The sequence below is a fragment of the Acinetobacter sp. IK40 genome (assembly GCF_035615075.1).
GTDB classification, from domain to species: domain Bacteria; phylum Pseudomonadota; class Gammaproteobacteria; order Pseudomonadales; family Moraxellaceae; genus Acinetobacter; species Acinetobacter courvalinii.
Genome location: NZ_JANBOE010000010.1, coordinates 138,933 through 158,014, shown reverse-complemented (window position 1 = coordinate 158,014; position 19,082 = coordinate 138,933). Strand labels below are relative to the sequence as shown.

The following is a 19,082-nucleotide window of genomic DNA, read 5'->3' as shown; positions in this document are numbered from 1 at the left end:
TCAGTGCATTCCTTTTTCACGTGCAATGGCCTCAACTTCCTTGAGGGCTGCTTCATTCAACTGGTCAAGCTTGTTATTGGCAATGTAGGAATACACACCACATAACACAAATGACAACACAATAATGCCTAAACCCAGGGGAATACCCCAAGTGGTCACACCACCGCTAAATGAACTTGCTAAAAATTCTTTGTTATAGCCAACCAAAAGCATAAATCCAACGTAGATAAACAGCATGATTGCTGTTAATGTCCAACTTAATGTACGCTTTTTGCTGACCATTTCCTGAAACTTTGGATTATGTAGAATTCGATCTACCTGAGAATCATCCATAATCAACTCCTTATTTTTGTGTCCAACCATGGACCCCTTTTTACGTGGGATTTTTCATTATCCAACTTAACAAGATTATGCTTGACTCGTAACTTAGACTTTGGTCTCTAAATGCAATTCTCTACTCCTTGCTGTACCTGTGCTTCGGGTATGATTAAAAATGGAAGTTGATCACGTGAGCAATATGAACAGTTGGCTTATTCTCGGGGTATTGGCCCTGTACATCGTGCTGCTATTTGGCTGTGCCTTTTTTGGTGAAAAGCACGCCAGCCGTTTAAGTATGCGCGGTCGGATGCTGCTGTTCAGCTTAACCTTGGGCGTATATTGCTCTTCATGGACCTTTTATGGCGCCACCGGTGCTGCGGTTCGCCAAGGCGTAATTTTCCTGCCGATTTATCTGGGACCATTGCTATTTATCTGGTTTGGTTATGACATCTGGAAACGATTGGGTCGTATCCGCCAGCATCATGCCATTTCATCAATTGCCGATTTCGTCGCTGCCCGTTATGGTAAAAGCGGAAGTCTGGCCGCCTTGGTGACCATTCTTGCGGTGATTGCGATTGTGCCCTATCTGGCGTTGCAACTACGCGCCATTGCACTGAGTGCCTCGGTGATTCTGGAACAAAACGCGCATATCCATACCACCACCAATAGTGTTCTGGTACTGACTGCGGTACTGGCGATTTTGGCGATGATTTTTGGTACCCGGCATATTGCCCATACCGAACAACACGGTGGGTTAATGTTAGCCGTGGCCTTTGAGTCCTTTGTGAAACTGTTTGCCCTGCTCTGTGTAGCAGCCTTCTTCCTATTACAGTCACCCGACAATATTAAACAGGTCAGTACCGATGTACATCAGCATTTTCATGACCTGCAACAACTGGGTGTGCCTGAAACTTTCTGGGTGCAAACATTACTGGCAGGTCTCGCCATGATCTGCCTGCCACGCCAGTTCCATGTGGCAGTGGTGGAATTACGCGATGAAAAACATATTCGTGGTGCACGGCGCTGGTTTGCGGCCTATCTGATCCTGACCGTCATGGCAATTATCCCAATTGCCAGCTGGGCGCTGCATTCTCTACCCGAATCGCTGGGCACACCAGACATTGCCGTACTGGCCTTACCGATGAGCTATCAGCAGGATTGGTTAGCGCTGTTGGCCTTTCTCGGAGGCTTTTCCGCATCAACTGGCATGCTGTTAGTGGCTTCAGTGGCCTTATCGATCATGCTCAGTAATGACCTGATCATGCCAGCCCTGTGGCGGTTTAAAATTATTTCCCGTCATGATCAGCATTTACCGCGCGTGCTCAAACTGACCCGGCGCATTAGTATTATTAGCGTGATGTTACTGGGCTTTTTATTTTTCCATTTCTTTAATGATATCAACCAGCTATCAGTTTTTGGCTTATTGGCCTTTAGCGCCGTGGCACAATTTTCACCGGCCTTGATTGGCGGTCTATACTGGCGTGGTGCAAGCCGTCAGGGTGTTTATGTCGGGCTATTGATGGGCTTCGCCATGTGGAGTTATACCTTACTGTTCCCGACAGTACTGCGTAGCCTGCCCGACCAATATCAGGATTTGGCACAGCATATTTTACTGTTTGGACCGTTTGATATTAATGGCTTGCGTCCAGAGGCCTTATTGGGTTTTGAATCCTTTGCTCCGCTGACACATGGGGTATTGTGGTCTTTAGGTTTGAATGTGGTGCTGTATATCTGGGTATCGCGTCTGTACCGACCCAGCGTGGCGGAACAAATTCAGGCGGAAAGCTTCTTCTATTATGAAAGCAAACCGCTGCCATCAGCCCAGTCCAATACCGATCTTACTGATCTGCACCTGAATGCCGCCCGCCTGAAAGTCGGCGACTTACTGGCGCTGGCCAAACGGGTCACAGGCGATAAACCGACGCTACAGGCTTTTCAGCAATTTTGTGAACAGAATCATGTGGTTTTAAATGAAAATCATGTGGCCAATGGCATGTGGTGGCGCTTTACCGAGCAGTATCTGGCCGGGATTATTGGGGCAGCCTCTGCCCGTACCTTATTGACCACTGCCATGATTAACAATGGTCTGGCACTCGGACAAGTCGCCAATATTCTCGACCAGGCCTCGCAATGGCAGCGTTTTAACCAGAACCTATTAATGACCATGATCGACCATATGACCCAAGGCGTCAGTGTGGTAGACAAAAATATGTGTCTGGTGGCCTGGAACAATCAATACCTGAAACTGTTTGATTATCCAAAAGATCTGGTTTACGTCGGCTGCCCGATCGCAGACCTGATTCGTTATAACGCGGAACGTGGTGAGTGTGGTCCGGGCCCGGTCGAAGAACATGTGCGTAAACGACTGCACTGGATGAAAGTAGGTAGCGCCCATGAGTTCGAGCGAATTCGTAAAGATGGTCTGGTGATCCAGATGCGGGGAAATCCTATTGAAGGCGGTGGTTTCGTCACCACCTTTGCCGATATTACCGCGTTCCGTGAAAATGAAGCAGTGCTGGAAGAGCGCGTCAGTGACCGCACCCAGCAGCTTGCCAATGCCCTGACCGAACAGCAACTGGCACTGGAACAGGCAGATAAAGCCAATCAATCGAAAAGCCGTTTCCTGGCCGCCGCCAGTCACGATTTACTCCAGCCCATGCATGCAGCACGTCTGTTTAGTACTGCGCTAGAACAAAGTGTCCATTCGGCAGAAGATCAACAGACCTTGCAACAGCTGGATCGGGCACTGTATGGCGCGGAAAGTATGCTCTCTGCCCTGCTTGATATTGCCCGTTTAGAAGGTGGCACCATCCAACCCAAACGTCAGGCCTATTCCTTGCACGATCTCTTGAATGATCTGGAGTTACAGTTCAAATCCATTGCAGCCCAGCGTGATATTCAATTGTCCGTGCACGATACCAAGTTCTGGGTCGACACCGATCCGCAATGGATGCGACGGATTATCCAGAACTTTGTCAGCAATGCTTTACGCTATACCGCTCGGGGTCGTGTCGTGGTCGGTGTGCTACGTTCAGCCCAGCGTCCTCATCATATTCGCATCGGGGTCTGGGATACCGGCCCGGGTATTCATGAACAGCAACGCCTGAAACTGTTTCAGGAATTTGAACGTTGTGGGCACACCTCACCGTGGGGTGAACAGGGTCTGGGTCTCGGACTGGCCATCGTACAACGGATGACCAGCCTGCTAGATTTCCCCGTGCATGTCTATTCCGAGCTGGGCAAAGGCTCCTGTTTCATGATCGAAGTGCCTTTAGCCGAAGCACCCAAAATTCAAATGGCAACACCTCAGGTAACGGCATTGCAGCATACGGCCTATAAAGTGCTATGTCTGGACAATGATGAAACCATTCTGGAAGGCATGCGAACCTTGCTGAGCAAATGGGGCTATCAGATCTTCACCGCAACCGAACCGGAAGAAGCACTACGCTTGATTGAGCAGGAAGACATTCAGGTCTGGCTGATCGATCAGCATTTGAATCATGATCAACGAGGTCTGGACTTTATTGAACAACACCGACTGGCCCATATTCCTGTGGCATTAATTACTGCAGATTCTGATCCGGAGTTACCGCAATACTTAAAACAGCAGAATATTGTGTTGCTGAAAAAGCCGCTCAAGCCTGCCGGTTTACGGGCTTGGTTATCCGGTTTAAAAATCATGCCGATGCAATAAATGACCAAATATTTTGCAGTCATAGGCAAAAATCATCAAAAAGCAGCACTTTGAGCGCTGATAAATTGACCAAAATGCTCAAATGATTTTTGACTATGGCAAAAACGTTCACTTACATTAGTGAACGTTTGTACACTTACTTACAATTAATTAAACACTTGTTTTTATTCATAAATTTTACACCTAAAAACCGCCCTACAACTTTAGTCGTATTCTACTTGCTTTGTTGATCCCGCATAAATTGATCAATAAATGGAAACCTGTGTCTCATCGTGTTGGGTTTCTTGCAACAGACTGTCGAAAAGGACATTGATCATGAATAATAGTCACCCCACCACCGACCATAGCTCGCAACAGTTTTATCGCCAATACAGTGCCAACGCCTTATTACCACAACTGGACTGGCAACATATTTTTGTACATAGCAAACTTGAAGATACACATTTACGTGCCCTGGATGCGCTTTATCAGGCGGCGGTCCCGCTGGCCCTGAATGTATTCCATGAACTGAATTTTGATGTGTTTACGCCTGCGGCCTACCATCCACAAGGGTTGGGCTTATTTGAAAAACTGGCTCAACAAGAACAGAAGTTTTTAGATGTACTTGAGGCAGAGTCTGCCCATCTCGACCATGAAACACGTCATCAGATCTGGAGCATGCTATTACGTGGCGGTGCTGTTCTGGTCTTTAAAGCCTGGTTAAGCCATGTCAAAGGTGATGCAAACCAACTGGACAAAAGCCAGTTTGATGAACTTTCCGATTTACTGTTTATCAAGACACGTCCTGAGCAATTGGCGCAACGGTTAAAAGTTGAGGTCAATGCACCATTCACCCACATTTTCCTGATGCATGATAATGATGTCTTCCTCGATCATTTTAATAGTCTGGAAACCGCTGCTTTATTTGTTGATTTAGGCGTTTACGATGCCGCCTTTTTAAGTCTGCGTGACGACCGCGTGGCAGAATACCTTAAGAGCAAAGCTTATGTCACCCAAGAACAGATTGATGATCTGCAATGCGCATTAAATCCGTTATATTGCGATAGCCTGATGCCAAAACAGGACTGTCTGGCCTAAGCAGTCGAAGCCACAATCAAGATTGTGGCTTCGCTTTGATATTGAGCTTAAGAAGCATTTTTTTCTAAACGCTGTTTATGAATCTGCATCACCACATCACTAAATTCATTTAAAACATAATGCCCCCATAAACGGCTATACCAGTTATATTCGGTGGATAACCGATAATCAATGCTCAGAATCAATCTGGTGGTGTGTGCATCGATTTGTTCCAGTTGATAATCAGTTTTCAGCAAATCGAAATATTTCCCGCCCATTTCCAGATGATCGTCCAAGGACCCCTTCGGAAACGAATCTGGCGCAAACTGGTATGTCCAGGACAATAGATACGGTGCATGTGATGCGGTCACCTTTTCTTCAAACTTGATGCCACGTTCCCACTGGATAGTACGAACTAGCTCTCCCTGACGCTGCTCGGTCATGCCAAAAACAGGTTTGGGAAAGCCCATGGTAAAAATAAAACTGTCTTTGACTTCCTCTGGTCGTATCGTGCCAATCTGGTTAATGGCCTGAAATACTTGCTGTGCTGGCGCATGAATCACAACTGAGCGCTGGGTTTGGCCGTATTCGGTACGACTAAAATCAGGTAATAACAACCATAAAATCAACGGCAGCAGTGCGAAAGAATAGATTTTGGCGCTGGGTTTCCATAAATAATGACAAATCAAGCGCATGAAACCTGCACCCAGCAGCAGGCCAATCAGTAAAATCGGAAGCAGCATGATCAGGCAGATAATCCCTTCTCTTAACACGATCACGCAAAACACGATCACGATCACAAAAACCAGCGGCTGAATCTTGAAAAGCTTGGTCAGGAAAATAGGATTGGGCTGTTTTCGAATCATAAAGTATTCAAATAATGCGCCCAATAGTGCAGGAATAACCAAGACAATCACAAAGGACATCAGATCTTGCGAATAACTGCTTAACAGAACTGTCACGGCAATCAGGCCCATCGCCACAATTAAAGGCAACACCATGACAAAAGACGTTCTGGATGGATAAACTTTTTCTAACTGATAAGGAAGCGGGGTGTCAGTGCCTTTGCGTACAATCAGATAATCGTGTGCTTCATTCTTGATTTTATGTATTTGATAATCTTGAATACCTGCCTGCAACAAGCGTTGCTTCAGACCATCACGTGTCTGCTCTGTCCATTCAGTGACCTGAATACGGACATAACCTTGTTGTTGTAGTTCTTGAATAATTGTATTGGAATCCTGAAGATGATGCATGTAAGCCTCGTCAAAACGCAATCAGCTCAATGCAGATCATTGAGCTGACTGATTCTAACTCAGCTTAGAACTTCATGCTCATCCGCATCCAGTAGTTGCGACCGGTATTATTGAATTGCTCTTCACTGGCAAAACCAAAACCTGAACTGCCCGCTTTATTGAGGTGTTCGGTATAGGTTTTATCGAGCAGGTTATCAACGCCCACTGAAAGATCGACATCTTTATTCAGACTATAACTGCCATTCAAAGAAATGGTTGAAAAACCTGCACTTGGTTTCAGGTCATATCCCACAATATTGCCCTGATGCAAACTGACACGATTTTGTTGATCCACCACACGCCATAACATACCGAGTGTATATTTATCAGCAACATAACGCAGATTCATACGGCCTTCTAAAGGTGCAATTTGTGGCAATGGCGTATTGTCGCTGGTATTTTTACCCCAGGCATACATCGCACTCAGGTCGGCCTGAATATGATCGGTAAACTGATAGCCAACGCCAGCCTCAGCCCCTGCAATGGTGGCATCGACATTCTTGGCACCTGCGGTGATTCCGCCACTACCATGCCCGCCATGTCCACCTGCATGTAAGTGGCTATGATCGTGGTAGTTCATCAAGATATAGTCATCGATCAGTCCGGCATAAGCAGATACCCATGAGTTAAATGCGCCCTGTTGCTGGGTAAAACCAAGATCGAGCTGCAAGGTTTTCTCTGGACGCACACCGTTAAAGGTATTGCTCGAACCGGCATTGCCGTGCTCAGGACTGAATAGCTCCCAATAATCAGGCATACGTTCGACATAGCCCAGTCCGACATAGCTGTTAAGGCCATGCTCGGCATTTTCATTTTCCAGACGCACAAAAGCACTCGGCAAGGTTTTTTCCAGCTGGGTATTGAAACCTTTGGCCTTAGAGTCAGCACGCTCATCATCCACCTTGACCTGGTCTACTCGAGCACCTGTCACGATCTTGTTGTGCGGATTGAGTTGATAGCTCAACTCACCAAAAGCACCATAAGACTGGAAACGCATATCCTGACGGAATGGAACATTCATGGATGGCATGGTCGGTGATGACATACTGCCGCCATGTTTATTGAACTGCGAGTCAACCCCGGTGATCAGGCTCCACTGATCCCATTCAGAGGTCATGGCCAGACGTGAGTTCAAGGTACGGCGCGTCACTTGCATGTCCATTGGCATCGGCATTTTCATGACATGGTCACCATGCTTCATTTCAACCATAGGCGGGGTTCGCAGGCTAAAATTATCCATGATGTGATCGTTGTAACTGTAGTTCACCTGACCTTCAATTTTCTTGATCACATCGGTGATATTTTTCTTTTCAAAGCGCAGGCCTAAACTTTCACGCGCGAATTGAGCACCGTCCATCTCCCGGCCTGCATATTCAGACTCGCCGTCTGCCTTGCCGCCAGTCAGTTCTACCCAGGTATTTTCATCCGGTGTCCAGCCCAATGCCACATCGGCATTCCAGCGTTCCCATGAAGACGGCACGGTTTTACCATTACCATCCTGATAGCTGTTCGACTCGGAACGATTGGCATTTAAACGGATATATTTTTTCTCATCCCCCACCGCAGCTTCAACATTCTGATCTAAACGCCCAAATGAACCCCACAGTACACTCGCCTGCCCACGATACGGTTTGACCTGAGTCAGTTTCTCAGGTTGACGTTCAAAAATCACGGTTGCCGCTGAACCGGTATTGGCATATTGAACGGTCTGTGGTCCTTTAATCACCGAAATACGGTCATAGCTTTCAGGTGAAATATAAGAAGTCGGTGCATCCATACGACTTGGGCAGGCACCCAGATTTTCCGTACCATCGGTCAGGATCTTGATGCGTGAGCCAAACATGCCACGGAAGGTCACATCACTATTGGTTCCGCCACTCTGTATGGCATTGAAACCCATAATACTTTGCAGATAGTCAGCACCATCCGTTGCAGGAATCGGCTGAATCGGTTGTTTGGGATCGGCTTGAACCACCAGACCATTGCGCTCATTTGGTTGTTGAGCCGTCACGACAATCGGTGCCAGTGACACATGGGCATGTGCAGATACAGACGAATCGACTGGATTTGCCCACACCATTGCAGTATTTGAGGCAGCAAGAATCGCAACCGTGAGCGGTTGTAATAAAAATTTAGGTTGAGCCATGAGTGGTCTCTCTTAAAACATAAGTAAAACTAGGCTAGAGTTTTAAAAAACCCTAATGAAAATAACGTTTTATTTATGCAAAGAGTGGTGGGGCACGCCCTTGGGGCAATAGAAATAAGCGTTGCAGTGCAAAATAAACATGCTTAAACGCTTGCTGATAAGCCACTAAACGGATTTGAATCCGGACCAGTACTTCTTTCACACCCAATTCAGGCGGCAAGACCAGATTGGCATAGACCGTACAGTACTGACATTGGTGATTAGGATCATGATGGTCATGATGCGGCAGCGGGGCCTGAGCTTGCTCAAGCTGATGTTCATGCGAATGTGAACTATGTGCCGAATGGCTCTGTGTGCTTTGTGCTTTGGGTAACAGCAGCGCCTGGGTGATGGTTTCACACACCGGCGCAATCTGATATTGCTTCGGAAGCAGCGGCTGCAAGAAAACCGCAATCTGTAAACAGACCGCGGTCAAAGCCAGCAGCAAACCACAACGAAACAAAGACAACATCTTAAACAGTATCGATTACTTAACGTTTAACAGCGACTTTCTCTTTATCACGCTGGCGCACCACTTTTTCCACTTTCTCACGGGCACGCTGACGTTTTAAAGGCGATAAATAATCGACAAAAAGTTTGCCATTTAAGTGATCCATTTCATGTTGGATACAAACAGCGAGAAGTTCGTCAGCTTCTAACTCAAATGCTTGACCTTCAAGGTTAATTGCCTCGATTTTTACGCGTGACGGACGCTCAACTTTGTCGTATATTTGAGGCACAGAGAGACAGCCTTCTTCATAAGGCTGAGTTTCTTCGGTCAGTGGAATGACTTTGGGGTTAATGAACACCATCGGTTGGTTTTTCTCTTCCGAGATGTCCATAACAATAAGCTGAATATGATGATCAACCTGAGTTGCCGCCAAACCGATACCTGGTGCTTCATACATGGTTTCAAACATATCTGCTGCAAGCTGACGAATTTCATCAGTGACTTCTTCGACTGGCTTGGCAATGGTACGAAGGCGGGGATCAGGAAAACTTAAAATAGGTAATAAGGCCATACTGTCGTCCTCACTTATGCCATTGATCAAAAAACCAACTGAAGGGAATGCTTGATCAAAAAAATTGTGTGTAAAGTCGTTATTATAGCGCAACTACACACATAATTTTTAGGAATTATGATAATGAAAAAGGTTTTAAACGGCATACCATCTTTTCATGCCTTGGGGTTAAAAAAACAACTGATTGCGGCTGCAATTTGTGCGGGATTGGGAATGACTGTCAATTTTGCCCATGCTGCCAGCCCGAATGTCAGCCCACCTGCAGTTAAAGTAGGCGCTCCGCATGTTTATGTGGTGAAAAAAGGCGATACGCTGTGGGATATTTCCGGCAAATTTTTAAAGAAGCCCTGGCGCTGGCCTGAAATCTGGGCAAGCAATAAACATGTGAAGAATCCACACTGGATTTATCCGGGTGATCGCCTGCTGTTATGTAGCCTGAACGGTAAACCATTGATTGGTAAAGATGAAGGTGACGGTTGTGACGGTATCATTCGTCGCTATACCGGCAATACCACGACCTTGCGCCCGCAAGTCCGTATTGAAGCACTGAACAATAGCGTCCCGGTTATCCCCTTGACCCATATTCAGCAATGGCTGGAACGCACTTCGGTACTGCCTGCAGAGGCAATTGCCAACACCCCTTATATCCTGGGCACCGCGGATAACCGTGTTATGGCCGGTAAAGGTCAAAGTGTTTATGTGCGTGGCCAGGGCCTTGAAAATGGTCAACGCTATGGCGTATTCCGTGAAGGCGAACCTTATATCGTTCTGGATCAGAATGGCAAGAAGCAGAATCTTGGTATTGAGCTGACCCAAGTCGCTTCAGGTGTGGCCATTCGTAGTGAAAATGACATCACCACGGTTGAACTGACCGACAGTTATAACGGCGAAGTGCGTCGCGGTGACCGGGTCATGCTTGAACAGGATGCCATGCTGCCAACCCTGTTCTACCCAACCGATGCCAATCAGGTCAAAGACGGCGGTAAAATTATCCGGGTGATGGGATCGATCGGTACAGCTGCAAAAAATGGTGTCGTGACTGTCGATCGTGGCACTGTGGATGGGATTGAGGTTGGTCAGGTATTCAGTATCTATCAAGATGGCGAAACCGTTCGTGATCCAAAAACCAAAGAGCAAGTGAAACTACCTGGCCAGTATTTAGGGAGTGCCATGATCTTTAAAAGCTTTGACCGTATCAGCTATGCCTACGTACTTGAAAGCGAATTACCGATCAAGCTGGGCTCAGACATCAAGCCACCACGTCTCGACGATTAAGGTCTCAAATGTTGAATCAATTATCGCCTCATCACTACCATACCGTGCTGGTGTGGTACTTGGTTCAACATTCGCTTTCCAGCTTTCACAAGATTCAGCAATATTTTGGCAGCTGTGAACAGGCAACCCAACCGCAGCGTTTTTCGGAATGGGAGCAACTGGGCCTGCATGCCAACCATTTAAAACGTCTAAAAGAATTTCAGACCGCACAAGGCCAGCAACAGTTTGAACAGCTGCTGCAACTGATTTGCCGTCATAGTGATTTTATTTTAACGCCCGACGATATTGGCTATCCGACGCAGCTACTGCCTTATAGCGACCGCCCACCGATCCTATTTGGACAGGGTCAGGCCCAAGCGCTATTACAACCCCAGATTGCCATGGTCGGCAGTCGTAAGCCGAGTCCTCATGGGCGACAGGTGGCTTATGATTTTGCTTACTATTTAAGTGAAAAGGGTTTTTATATCAGTAGTGGTCTGGCCCATGGGATTGATCAGGCCGCGCATCAGGGTGGACTGGCGCATCAGCGCACTATCGCAGTGACGGGTACAGGACTCGACAGTGTCTACCCTGCCCAGCATAAACAGCTCGCGCAACAGATTCGCCAGTCAGGCGCGATTGTGACTGAATTTCTACCCACCACCATGCCTTTACAACAACATTTCCCACGACGAAACCGGATTGTCAGTGGCTTGAGTCTGGGCGTATTGGTGGTCGAAGCCGCACTCAAAAGCGGTTCATTGATTACCGCCAATGAGGCAGCCACTCAGGGCAAAATGGTATTCGCCATTCCTGGACATATTTATAGTGAGCATCATCAGGGCTGTCATCAACTGATTCGCGAAGGCGCGATTCTGGTCGATCATCCTGAACAGGTGATTGAAGATCTGGCTTTACCGACGCAATGGCAAGCACAGCAGCGGTCAGCAACAGAAAGCAGCTCGGCACCGCCAACACTACCCGCACATTTAATTGAGCTGTATCAGGTTTTAGACTGGGTCGGACAGGATCTGGATCAGCTGGTTCAACATTATCCTGTCTCCATTGCTGAATTAACCGCCCAATTGATGGAACTGGAATTACTCGGTTTAAGCATGCAACAGGCAGGACGCTATTTACGTTGCCGTCCAATGCATTAAACTACTCACATCTCCCTTTTATCGTTTCATTCTCCCTATGATGACGTCCTCTATTGCTGAAGCAGCACAACTTTTAAAACAAGGACAGGTTCTGGCTTACCCGACCGAAGCGGTCTGGGGACTGGGCTGTGATCCCTACAATGAGCAGGCTTTTCAGGATATTCTGGAACTCAAACATCGGCCTGTAGAAAAAGGCGTGATTTTACTGGCCGGCCATTTAGATCAGGTCGAACATTTACTACAGGGTTTAACTTCCGAGCTTCGTCAGCAGGTTATCAGCAGCTGGTCTAACCGCCAGCCAACTGAACGTGCCACCACCTGGCTCCTGCCTGCCGATCAGCACATCCCGACCTGGATCAAAGGCCAGCATCCGCTGGTGGCGGTGCGTGTCACCACTCATCCTTTATGTATGCAACTGTGTCAGGATTTTGGTGGGTTTATTGTCTCGACCAGTGCCAATCCCGCAGGTCAGACACCAGCCCATGGTCTAGCAGAGGCCCAAGCCTATTTTGGCGATGCATTGCATTATCTTGAAGGCGATCTGGGACTCAGCCGTGAACCGAGTCGCATTTTAAACGCGCTCACGGGTGAAATTGTTCGCGCCTGATTAGGTGAATAGCGGACAAAAAAAAGCTCAGTTATATAGGGATAACTGAGCATAAAAAGGATGTGTATAATCACATCCAGAGGGTTCATCAATTCGGTGAGCAACTTATTCATTCTAAAATGAATGATCTTGCTGTTGCTGGTATTATGAGCTAATCATTTCATTTATACAAATATATTATTTATCTAACAAAAAAGGTGAAAAGCGTACCTTTTTTGTCACTTTCGCCTTTTTAATAAAATTATATTTTTATTTTTATTCAGCTTTTTTTGAGCATAAACTTCGCTGATCTTTGAAAATATAGTTGCAAATCAGATACAAAGAACAATCATTTAAAAAATAAATTGGTGCGTTTGTTTATTTTTTAAACAAAAGCACCTTTTAAATTCATCTTTACGACGCTGACTCTGCCAATTTCACCGAAGCTTTTACGGTTTTCTTCTGTGCCATGATAATGCCCACCAGAATCATCACACCACCAATGGTATGATAAATGGTCCAGTGTTCCGACAGCCACAGACTGGCAATAATGGCAGTAAATACCGGCATCAGGTTCATAAAAATACTGGTCCGGTTTGGCCCGATCGCCTGCACAGCAACCATCCACAATAACGGTGCGATTAATGACGGGAACACACCGGCATAGAGCACGCTGGCGGCATTGTCAGCATTGATGCCATCTAGCCCCAGCCACAGTAAAAATGGGACGTGATACAACAAAGCAAAAGCAATCTGTACATAGAGACTGGTCATCAATGGCAGCTGCACTTGCCATTTTTTCAGAAATACCCCATAGAAAGCATAAAATCCTACCGCCAAGACCATGACGGCATCGCCCCAGTGACCGCCCTGCTCAAACAGGCTGGCAATACGGCCCTGGCTCATCACATAAATCAGACCGGCAAAAGACAGTAAACTGCCGAAAATTGCATAGCGATTCGGTGCATCTTTTAAAATGAGATAGGAGATAAAAATAGTAAAAATAGGCACAAAGGCATTCACAATGCCCATATTGGTCGCGGTGGTATAATGTGCTGCGGTATAAGACAAACCTTGATAGAGCACCATACCAAATGCACTGAGTACCGCCAGCTTGGGGATGAAGGGGCGGATCAAAGCACGTTGCTTCCAAACCTTGGGCAACATAAATGGTGTCAAGATCAGGAAGGCCACAAACCAGCGATAAAAACTGATACTGACCGGTGAAATATAATCGGCCACGTAGCGCGTTACCGCGATGTTAAGTGACCAGATCAACACCGCAATCAAAGGCAATACAAATGCCCATTTTTGGTATTTGGTAAACTGACCCATCATTTTTCTCACAATATCTCAGCAATGGATGTATTGTGGTAGATGTCCAAAATAATTGAAATATCGTATTTCAGACATTTATATCGCGCTCACGACATTGCTGCCTAGAACAGCTCCCAGGCTCGCATCGCATGCTCCACCACTTTATGCAGCTGCTCAACCGTTGCCCCATCTCGAGCCTGAATGGTTAGCCCCTGCACAACCGTTGCATAGAAGTCGGTCATTTCCTGTAAAGGCGCGGTTGCCGCCAGATCACCATCCGCAACCCCCTGCTCTAAACGCTCCAACAGTTTTTGCTTGGTCTGTAAACGTTTTTCCAGAATATTGTGTTGCACTGCCTGCGCATTATCCGAGCAGTTCATGGTCGCCACCACCAGCATACAACCTGCAGGTTTATTGGGTTGCGCCAAACGCTTGACGTTGTCATATAGATATAGCTCAAATGCAACTTTGGCGGTTTTGGCTTCTAAAAAAATAGGAACAATCGGACAGGCTTCATGGGCCAGATAATAATCAATGCATTTATAAAACAGCCCGGCTTTATCACCAAAACTACTGTATAGACTCGGCGCAGTCAGTTCCAGAGCCTGAGTCAAATCACTGATCGAGGTCGCTTCATAGCCATGCGCCCAGAACAATAACATCGCTTTTTCCAGCGCCTGCTGTTCGTCAAAACACTTCGGACGACCACGCTTTTTTTTCAAGCTGTCATCACAGGGTGCTACTGTTGGCTCATGTGCATTGGTCATAGCTGTCACAAATATTTCATAACGATCACTATTAAATTAATTGACGACTCAACTTTAATCAACTATTTTATTTTATATCGATCGTTATAAAAACTAATGTTTTTTCAATTTTATTGTTATCCCTATAACAATAAAGGGAATTATTATGGAAAACTCCACTCCGGCAGACCTCAGTGCACTTGAATCCAATCCATCTCAAGGGAACTGGTTTGCCTTACTTTCCGTCACCTTTAGCGCATTTGCCTTGGTGACAGGTGAATTCCTGGCCATTGGTGTCCTCAATGACATTGCACGTGACTTTCAGATTTCGGTTGGAACAGCTGGTCTTACCGTTTCTTTAACTGCAATCGTCGGCATGTTTGCTGCGGTACTGATTCCAGTTTCGGCGAAGACACTAGATCGGCGTACCTTGCTGTTGATGCTTACTCTGTTGATGATCATTGCCAATCTGCTGACTGCATTTGCACCTAATTTCATGATTTTATTGTTCGGGCGTATCATCCTGGGTGTGGCGGTGGGAGGCTTCTGGGCAACAGCCGTGGCATTAAGCGGTCGACTGGCACCACCGCATTTACCTATTGCCAAAGCGACTGCCTGGGTGGCTTTCGGGGTGACCTTAGCCAGCGTATTAGGGGTACCGATGGGGACATGGCTGGCTCAATATAATGGCTGGCAAACCTCTTTCACGGCGATTTCCCTTATGGGTGTCCTGCTTTTGATCTTCCAATACCTTTATCTGCCTCAACTCAAACCGTCTTCATCTTTGCGCTGGAAAGAACTGCCGATTCTGCTGCAACACCCTGCCGCCCGTAAAGGCCTGATCATTTTTCTATTTATGGGCTTTGCGCATTTTGCTGCGTATAGCTACTTTTCAGCCTTCTTTAAACATGAGCTCGATTTTTCGGATAGCCTGATTAGCCGTTTACTGCTGGTCTATGGCATTGCGGGAATTTTCGGGAATGTTTTTGCAGGCTACCTCGGCCAGATCAATATCCGTTATGCCTTTGCAGTCAGTGGCGCTGCGTTCTTGCTGGCATTTTTAGCCCTTCCGCTAGTCGGAGCAAATGTCATGCTTGCGATTGTATTAACGGCTTTATGGGGCTTCGCCTACGGGATCATTCCAACTGCGGTGAATATCTGGATGTTTACCCATGCACCCGAAGCGGTTGAAAAAGGCATGCCGATGGTGACTTTAACCTTTTTAATCCTGATTGCGCTGGGCAGCATGTTCGGTGGCCTGATTGTTGACCATTTTGATGGCACCATCTTATTTTTTGCCATGCTTCCACTGGTACTTTGTTCGCTCGTGCTGATCTTTACACTGGCACGGGGCTTAAATAATCCCAAAGTCATTTATAAAAATTAATCCTTAAGCTACAGGTCAAACAGAAAATTAAACGACTTCTGTTTGATCTGTGAGAACAACCCAGAAATTTGCTTTTCCTCTTTTACAGTTCGCCCACTCCCATGATTCAGGGCGACTGTATTTTTCTTGAATCATCTCCTGCGTAGGTATTATGGCAGCTCATGCACAATTTGCATAAGTGGCCCAGATATTTTCATAACGATCACTATAAAATTAATTGACGGATTCTGTTTTATTCTTTATTTTATTTAATAACGATCGTTATAAAATAAAATTTCATCATTAGCTTTTGTCCTTGTGCTGACAAATCAGGAAAATCCCATGCAAGCATCCATCTCATCAGACGAGCAGCCCACGCAAACCACACAAGGAAGCTGGTACGCCATTTTGGCTGTTGCCATTGCGGCCTTTGCATTGGTCACTAGCGAATTTTTACCTGTCGGCGTACTCAATAGTGTCGCAGCCGACCTGCAGATCTCAGTCGGTACAGCAGGTCTGATCATTACCCTTCCCGGGGTGATGGCTGCGATTGCAGCACCACTGTTACCCGTATCGGTAAAACAGCTCGATCGACGCTATGTATTGATCTTGCTCACCGCAATCATGGTGATTGCCAATACCATTACCGCCTTTGCAGAGAGCTTTCATGTGCTGCTGTTAAGCCGTTTGGTGTTAGGCATTTCGATTGGTGGTTTCTGGGCAACTGCGATTGCTTTAAGCGGTAAACTGGCACCGCCTCATTTACCCATCGCTAAAGCCACTGCCATCGTCATGGCAGGCGTAACTTTTGCCACTGTGCTTGGTGTTCCGATCGGCACCTGGCTCAGCGAGTTTTATGGCTGGCGCAGTGCATTCGGTATTACTGCTGCTATTGGTTTGATTGTATTGGTGGTCCAGCTGATTTGCTTGCCTGAACTGAAACCTGAGTCTGCCATTCATTTCCGTGATTTACCTGCGTTATTGCGCACACCAAAAGCCCGTAGTGGCATGTTAATCGTATTACTGATTGGTCTCGCGCATTTTTGTGCGTATAGCTATCTGGCACCCTTCTTTAAAAACATTGCAGGCTTTAACGGTACCACCATCAGCTCGCTGTTATTACTTTATGGAATTGCAGGTATTTTCGGCAATGCATTTGCAGGCTATAGTGGTAACCTGAATGTACGCTATACCCTGGCCTTTGTCGGGATCTGTTTTGCGATTGTGTTCTTTGGCTTCCCGATCTTTGCGGTTCATGAGTTTGGTGCGATTGTATTAACCGCACTGTGGGGCTTTGCCTTCGGTGCTTTCCCTACCTCAGCCAATATCTGGATGTTTGTGCATGCCCCGCATGCGGTAGAAAAAGGCATGCCTTTGTTTGTCGGCATGTTTCAGGTCATGATTGCGACCGGTTCCTTACTCGGCGGTTATGTGGTCGACCATTTCAATGAAAATATCCTGATTTATGGCGTCATCAGCTTTGTGGCCCTGGCATTGATCAGTATCTTTACTTTAGCCAAAGGCTTAAATAATCCTAAAATGACATGTGAAAACTAATAGTGAGTCCCTCCGGATGAAGCAGAATGTTGCTGAACAATTTCCCTTGTTACGTGATATAGAAGTCCATGAATTTCTATATCAAAAAGATGATATTGTCAGCCCGCATTCTTCCATCTGGGGAGATTTTAACTTTAGTTTAAACGGAACTTTAGAGTTTGATATTGAAGGGCAATATTACTTGTCTCCACCCAGCTATGGATTATGGCTGCCACCACGTACCGAGCATCAGTCGCTGCCCGTCGAGCATGAAATTCACTATATCTGTATTCGATTACATCCGCGGCTCGGCGCTTTTTTAGGTGATGTTTGCCGCTGTTTTAGTATTGAACCTTTTTTCCGTGCGCTGGTGATTCATATTCTGGAACAGCAAAAACTGGCTGCTGCACCCGAGTATCTGGAGCACCTGCTGCAAGTTTTATATGATCAACTCAAACAGGCCCCTGCTTATTCGCATTATCTTCCGCAAAGTACCCATCCCGTTCTCGCCCCAATTCTGGAGCAACTGTCAGATCCAGCTTTATTTCAACTCAGCCTGCAGAAAATCTTAGGAAATTTTGCGGTCAGTGAGCGTCATATACTCCGTCTCAGCCAGCAAGAGCTGCAACTGTCATTATCAGAATGGCGTAATCGGGCAAAGATCATTTTTGCGATCAATCAGATCCGCCAAGGGATGACCATTAAACAGTTGGCTTTTGCTTTGGGTTATCATCACAGTTCCAGCTTTATTGAGTTCTTTAAACGCTATACTGGACAAACCCCGATTCAGCTAAAGAATGCTTCCCTCTAAAATAAAGGCTTGGTTTTTCTGATTATTTGTATGGATTCATATCAAGAGCATTGCACTCTGCAGCAATAGCAGTTAAAACAAACGGGTATTGTCACAACAACAAATTAGGACCTATCTCATGAGTCAGTCGGTTTATCACATCCCTGTTAAGGACATTAAAGGTCAGGATGTTGATCTTGATCAATATCAAGGTAAAGTGCTCTTGATCGTCAATGTCGCATCTAAATGCGGCTTAACCCCGCAGTACGAAGGCTTGGAAAAACTTTATCAGGCCAAGAAAGATCAAGGTCTGGAAATTCTTGGCTTCCCTGCCAACAACTTTCTGGAACAGGAACCGGGCAGCAATGAGGAAATTCAGCAATTCTGTTCACTAAATTATGACGTGCATTTCCCACTTTTCGCCAAAATTTCGGTTGCGGGTGATGATAAGCATGCTTTATATCAAACCTTGACCCAAGCCATTCCTGAGCGTACAGGTGAAGGCCCTTGGTGGAAAGATCTGGTTGATTACGGCTTAACACCAAACAACCCACCTGAAGTATTATGGAATTTTGAAAAATTCCTCATCAATAAGAAGGGTGATGTGGTTGCCCGTTTTGCACCTGATATCACTGCTGACGACGAACGCATTGTGAGCGCGATTGAAGCTGAACTAGCAAAATAAGCATTAAAAATATAGAGAAAAGAATAGTTTATCTATTCTTTTCTTTTAACTTCCTAGACAGTTCCTTCTATT

Annotated in this window: 16 protein-coding genes; 9 read left to right on the top strand and 7 right to left on the bottom strand. The window is 46.2% G+C overall.

Going from position 1 to position 19,082, the window contains the following annotated elements; all coding sequences use genetic code 11:
• The gene (locus MSG93_RS17000) at window positions 1–333 is read right to left on the bottom strand and encodes a DUF485 domain-containing protein (RefSeq protein WP_005228407.1); all 333 of its coding nucleotides are present in this window, start codon (window positions 331–333) and stop codon (window positions 1–3) included.
• A 184-nt stretch (window positions 334–517) separates the two neighbouring features.
• Here MSG93_RS17000 and MSG93_RS16995 point away from each other — a divergent pair, with 184 nt between their 5' ends.
• Window positions 518–4,012, top strand: coding sequence for a PAS domain-containing hybrid sensor histidine kinase/response regulator (locus MSG93_RS16995; RefSeq protein ID WP_171067680.1), 3,495 nt, complete (start codon window positions 518–520; stop codon window positions 4,010–4,012).
• Window positions 4,013–4,327: 315 nt separating this feature from the next.
• A complete protein-coding gene (locus MSG93_RS16990) occupies window positions 4,328–5,089 on the top strand; it encodes a hypothetical protein (protein ID WP_005228405.1) in 762 nt (253 codons plus the stop codon).
• Window positions 5,090–5,136: 47 nt separating this feature from the next.
• Here the strand turns inward: MSG93_RS16990 and MSG93_RS16985 are convergent, their stop codons facing one another.
• The 4 genes from MSG93_RS16985 to def all read right to left on the bottom strand — a co-directional run bounded on the left by MSG93_RS16985 (window position 5,137) and on the right by def (window position 9,570).
• Entirely contained in the window at window positions 5,137–6,324 is a 1,188-nt protein-coding gene (locus MSG93_RS16985) for a hypothetical protein (protein ID WP_324622626.1), read from the bottom strand.
• A 64-nt stretch (window positions 6,325–6,388) separates the two neighbouring features.
• Window positions 6,389–8,509 (bottom strand): TonB-dependent copper receptor, encoded by a 2,121-nt coding sequence (locus tag MSG93_RS16980; RefSeq protein ID WP_324622624.1) that lies wholly within the window; start codon window positions 8,507–8,509, stop codon window positions 6,389–6,391.
• Window positions 8,510–8,582: 73 nt separating this feature from the next.
• Complete coding sequence (locus MSG93_RS16975; protein WP_009510458.1) at window positions 8,583–9,020, bottom strand: DUF2946 family protein; 438 nt, start codon at window positions 9,018–9,020, stop codon at window positions 8,583–8,585.
• A gap of 19 nt (window positions 9,021–9,039) precedes the next feature.
• On the bottom strand, window positions 9,040–9,570 hold the full coding sequence (def, locus tag MSG93_RS16970; protein ID WP_005281196.1) for a peptide deformylase: 531 nt from the start codon (window positions 9,568–9,570) through the stop codon (window positions 9,040–9,042).
• 123 nt (window positions 9,571–9,693) lie between these two features.
• Between def and MSG93_RS16965 the strand changes: the two genes are divergently transcribed.
• The 3 genes from MSG93_RS16965 to MSG93_RS16955 are packed head-to-tail and all read left to right on the top strand — an operon-like array spanning window position 9,694 to window position 12,591.
• Window positions 9,694–10,845 (top strand): LysM peptidoglycan-binding domain-containing protein, encoded by a 1,152-nt coding sequence (locus MSG93_RS16965; protein WP_324622622.1) that lies wholly within the window; start codon window positions 9,694–9,696, stop codon window positions 10,843–10,845.
• 8 nt (window positions 10,846–10,853) lie between these two features.
• Complete coding sequence (gene dprA, locus MSG93_RS16960; protein WP_262769401.1) at window positions 10,854–11,984, top strand: DNA-processing protein DprA; 1,131 nt, start codon at window positions 10,854–10,856, stop codon at window positions 11,982–11,984.
• Window positions 11,985–12,021: 37 nt separating this feature from the next.
• Window positions 12,022–12,591, top strand: coding sequence for a Sua5/YciO/YrdC/YwlC family protein (locus MSG93_RS16955; RefSeq protein WP_005281204.1), 570 nt, complete (start codon window positions 12,022–12,024; stop codon window positions 12,589–12,591).
• Between the two features lie 393 nt (window positions 12,592–12,984).
• On the opposite strand, the gene MSG93_RS16950 is transcribed toward MSG93_RS16955, so the two are convergent.
• Together MSG93_RS16950 and MSG93_RS16945 are read right to left on the bottom strand one after the other, a co-directional pair.
• Entirely contained in the window at window positions 12,985–13,905 is a 921-nt protein-coding gene (locus tag MSG93_RS16950; RefSeq protein ID WP_324622638.1) for a DMT family transporter, read from the bottom strand.
• A gap of 104 nt (window positions 13,906–14,009) precedes the next feature.
• Entirely contained in the window at window positions 14,010–14,663 is a 654-nt protein-coding gene (locus MSG93_RS16945; RefSeq protein ID WP_165569319.1) for a TetR/AcrR family transcriptional regulator, read from the bottom strand.
• 136 nt (window positions 14,664–14,799) lie between these two features.
• Between MSG93_RS16945 and MSG93_RS16940 the strand changes: the two genes are divergently transcribed.
• The 4 genes from MSG93_RS16940 to MSG93_RS16925 all read left to right on the top strand — a co-directional run bounded on the left by MSG93_RS16940 (window position 14,800) and on the right by MSG93_RS16925 (window position 19,010).
• Window positions 14,800–16,020, top strand: coding sequence for an MFS transporter (locus MSG93_RS16940; RefSeq protein WP_324622620.1), 1,221 nt, complete (start codon window positions 14,800–14,802; stop codon window positions 16,018–16,020).
• Window positions 16,021–16,341: 321 nt separating this feature from the next.
• The gene (locus MSG93_RS16935; protein ID WP_324622619.1) at window positions 16,342–17,556 is read left to right on the top strand and encodes an MFS transporter; all 1,215 of its coding nucleotides are present in this window, start codon (window positions 16,342–16,344) and stop codon (window positions 17,554–17,556) included.
• Window positions 17,557–17,572: 16 nt separating this feature from the next.
• On the top strand, window positions 17,573–18,346 hold the full coding sequence (locus tag MSG93_RS16930) for a helix-turn-helix transcriptional regulator (protein ID WP_324622618.1): 774 nt from the start codon (window positions 17,573–17,575) through the stop codon (window positions 18,344–18,346).
• A 118-nt stretch (window positions 18,347–18,464) separates the two neighbouring features.
• Complete coding sequence (locus tag MSG93_RS16925) at window positions 18,465–19,010, top strand: glutathione peroxidase (protein WP_324622616.1); 546 nt, start codon at window positions 18,465–18,467, stop codon at window positions 19,008–19,010.
• The last annotated feature ends 72 nt before the right edge of the window (window positions 19,011–19,082 follow it).

Bases quoted from the DNA above. Each gene is read 5' to 3' on its own strand.
- MSG93_RS17000 (WP_005228407.1), bottom strand. From the start codon at position 333: ATGGATGATTCTCAGGTAGATCGAATTCTACATAATCCAAAGTTTCAG.
- MSG93_RS16965 (WP_324622622.1), top strand. From the start codon at position 9,694: ATGAAAAAGGTTTTAAACGGCATACCATCTTTTCATGCCTTGGGGTTA.
- MSG93_RS16955 (WP_005281204.1), top strand. From the start codon at position 12,022: ATGATGACGTCCTCTATTGCTGAAGCAGCACAACTTTTAAAACAAGGA.
- dprA (WP_262769401.1), top strand. From the start codon at position 10,854: ATGTTGAATCAATTATCGCCTCATCACTACCATACCGTGCTGGTGTGG.
- MSG93_RS16950 (WP_324622638.1), bottom strand. From the start codon at position 13,905: ATGGGTCAGTTTACCAAATACCAAAAATGGGCATTTGTATTGCCTTTG.
- MSG93_RS16980 (WP_324622624.1), bottom strand. From the start codon at position 8,509: ATGGCTCAACCTAAATTTTTATTACAACCGCTCACGGTTGCGATTCTT.
- MSG93_RS16940 (WP_324622620.1), top strand. From the start codon at position 14,800: ATGGAAAACTCCACTCCGGCAGACCTCAGTGCACTTGAATCCAATCCA.
- def (WP_005281196.1), bottom strand. From the start codon at position 9,570: ATGGCCTTATTACCTATTTTAAGTTTTCCTGATCCCCGCCTTCGTACC.
- MSG93_RS16935 (WP_324622619.1), top strand. From the start codon at position 16,342: ATGCAAGCATCCATCTCATCAGACGAGCAGCCCACGCAAACCACACAA.
- MSG93_RS16925 (WP_324622616.1), top strand. From the start codon at position 18,465: ATGAGTCAGTCGGTTTATCACATCCCTGTTAAGGACATTAAAGGTCAG.
- MSG93_RS16995 (WP_171067680.1), top strand. From the start codon at position 518: ATGAACAGTTGGCTTATTCTCGGGGTATTGGCCCTGTACATCGTGCTG.
- MSG93_RS16990 (WP_005228405.1), top strand. From the start codon at position 4,328: ATGAATAATAGTCACCCCACCACCGACCATAGCTCGCAACAGTTTTAT.
- MSG93_RS16930 (WP_324622618.1), top strand. From the start codon at position 17,573: ATGAAGCAGAATGTTGCTGAACAATTTCCCTTGTTACGTGATATAGAA.
- MSG93_RS16975 (WP_009510458.1), bottom strand. From the start codon at position 9,020: ATGTTGTCTTTGTTTCGTTGTGGTTTGCTGCTGGCTTTGACCGCGGTC.
- MSG93_RS16985 (WP_324622626.1), bottom strand. From the start codon at position 6,324: ATGCATCATCTTCAGGATTCCAATACAATTATTCAAGAACTACAACAA.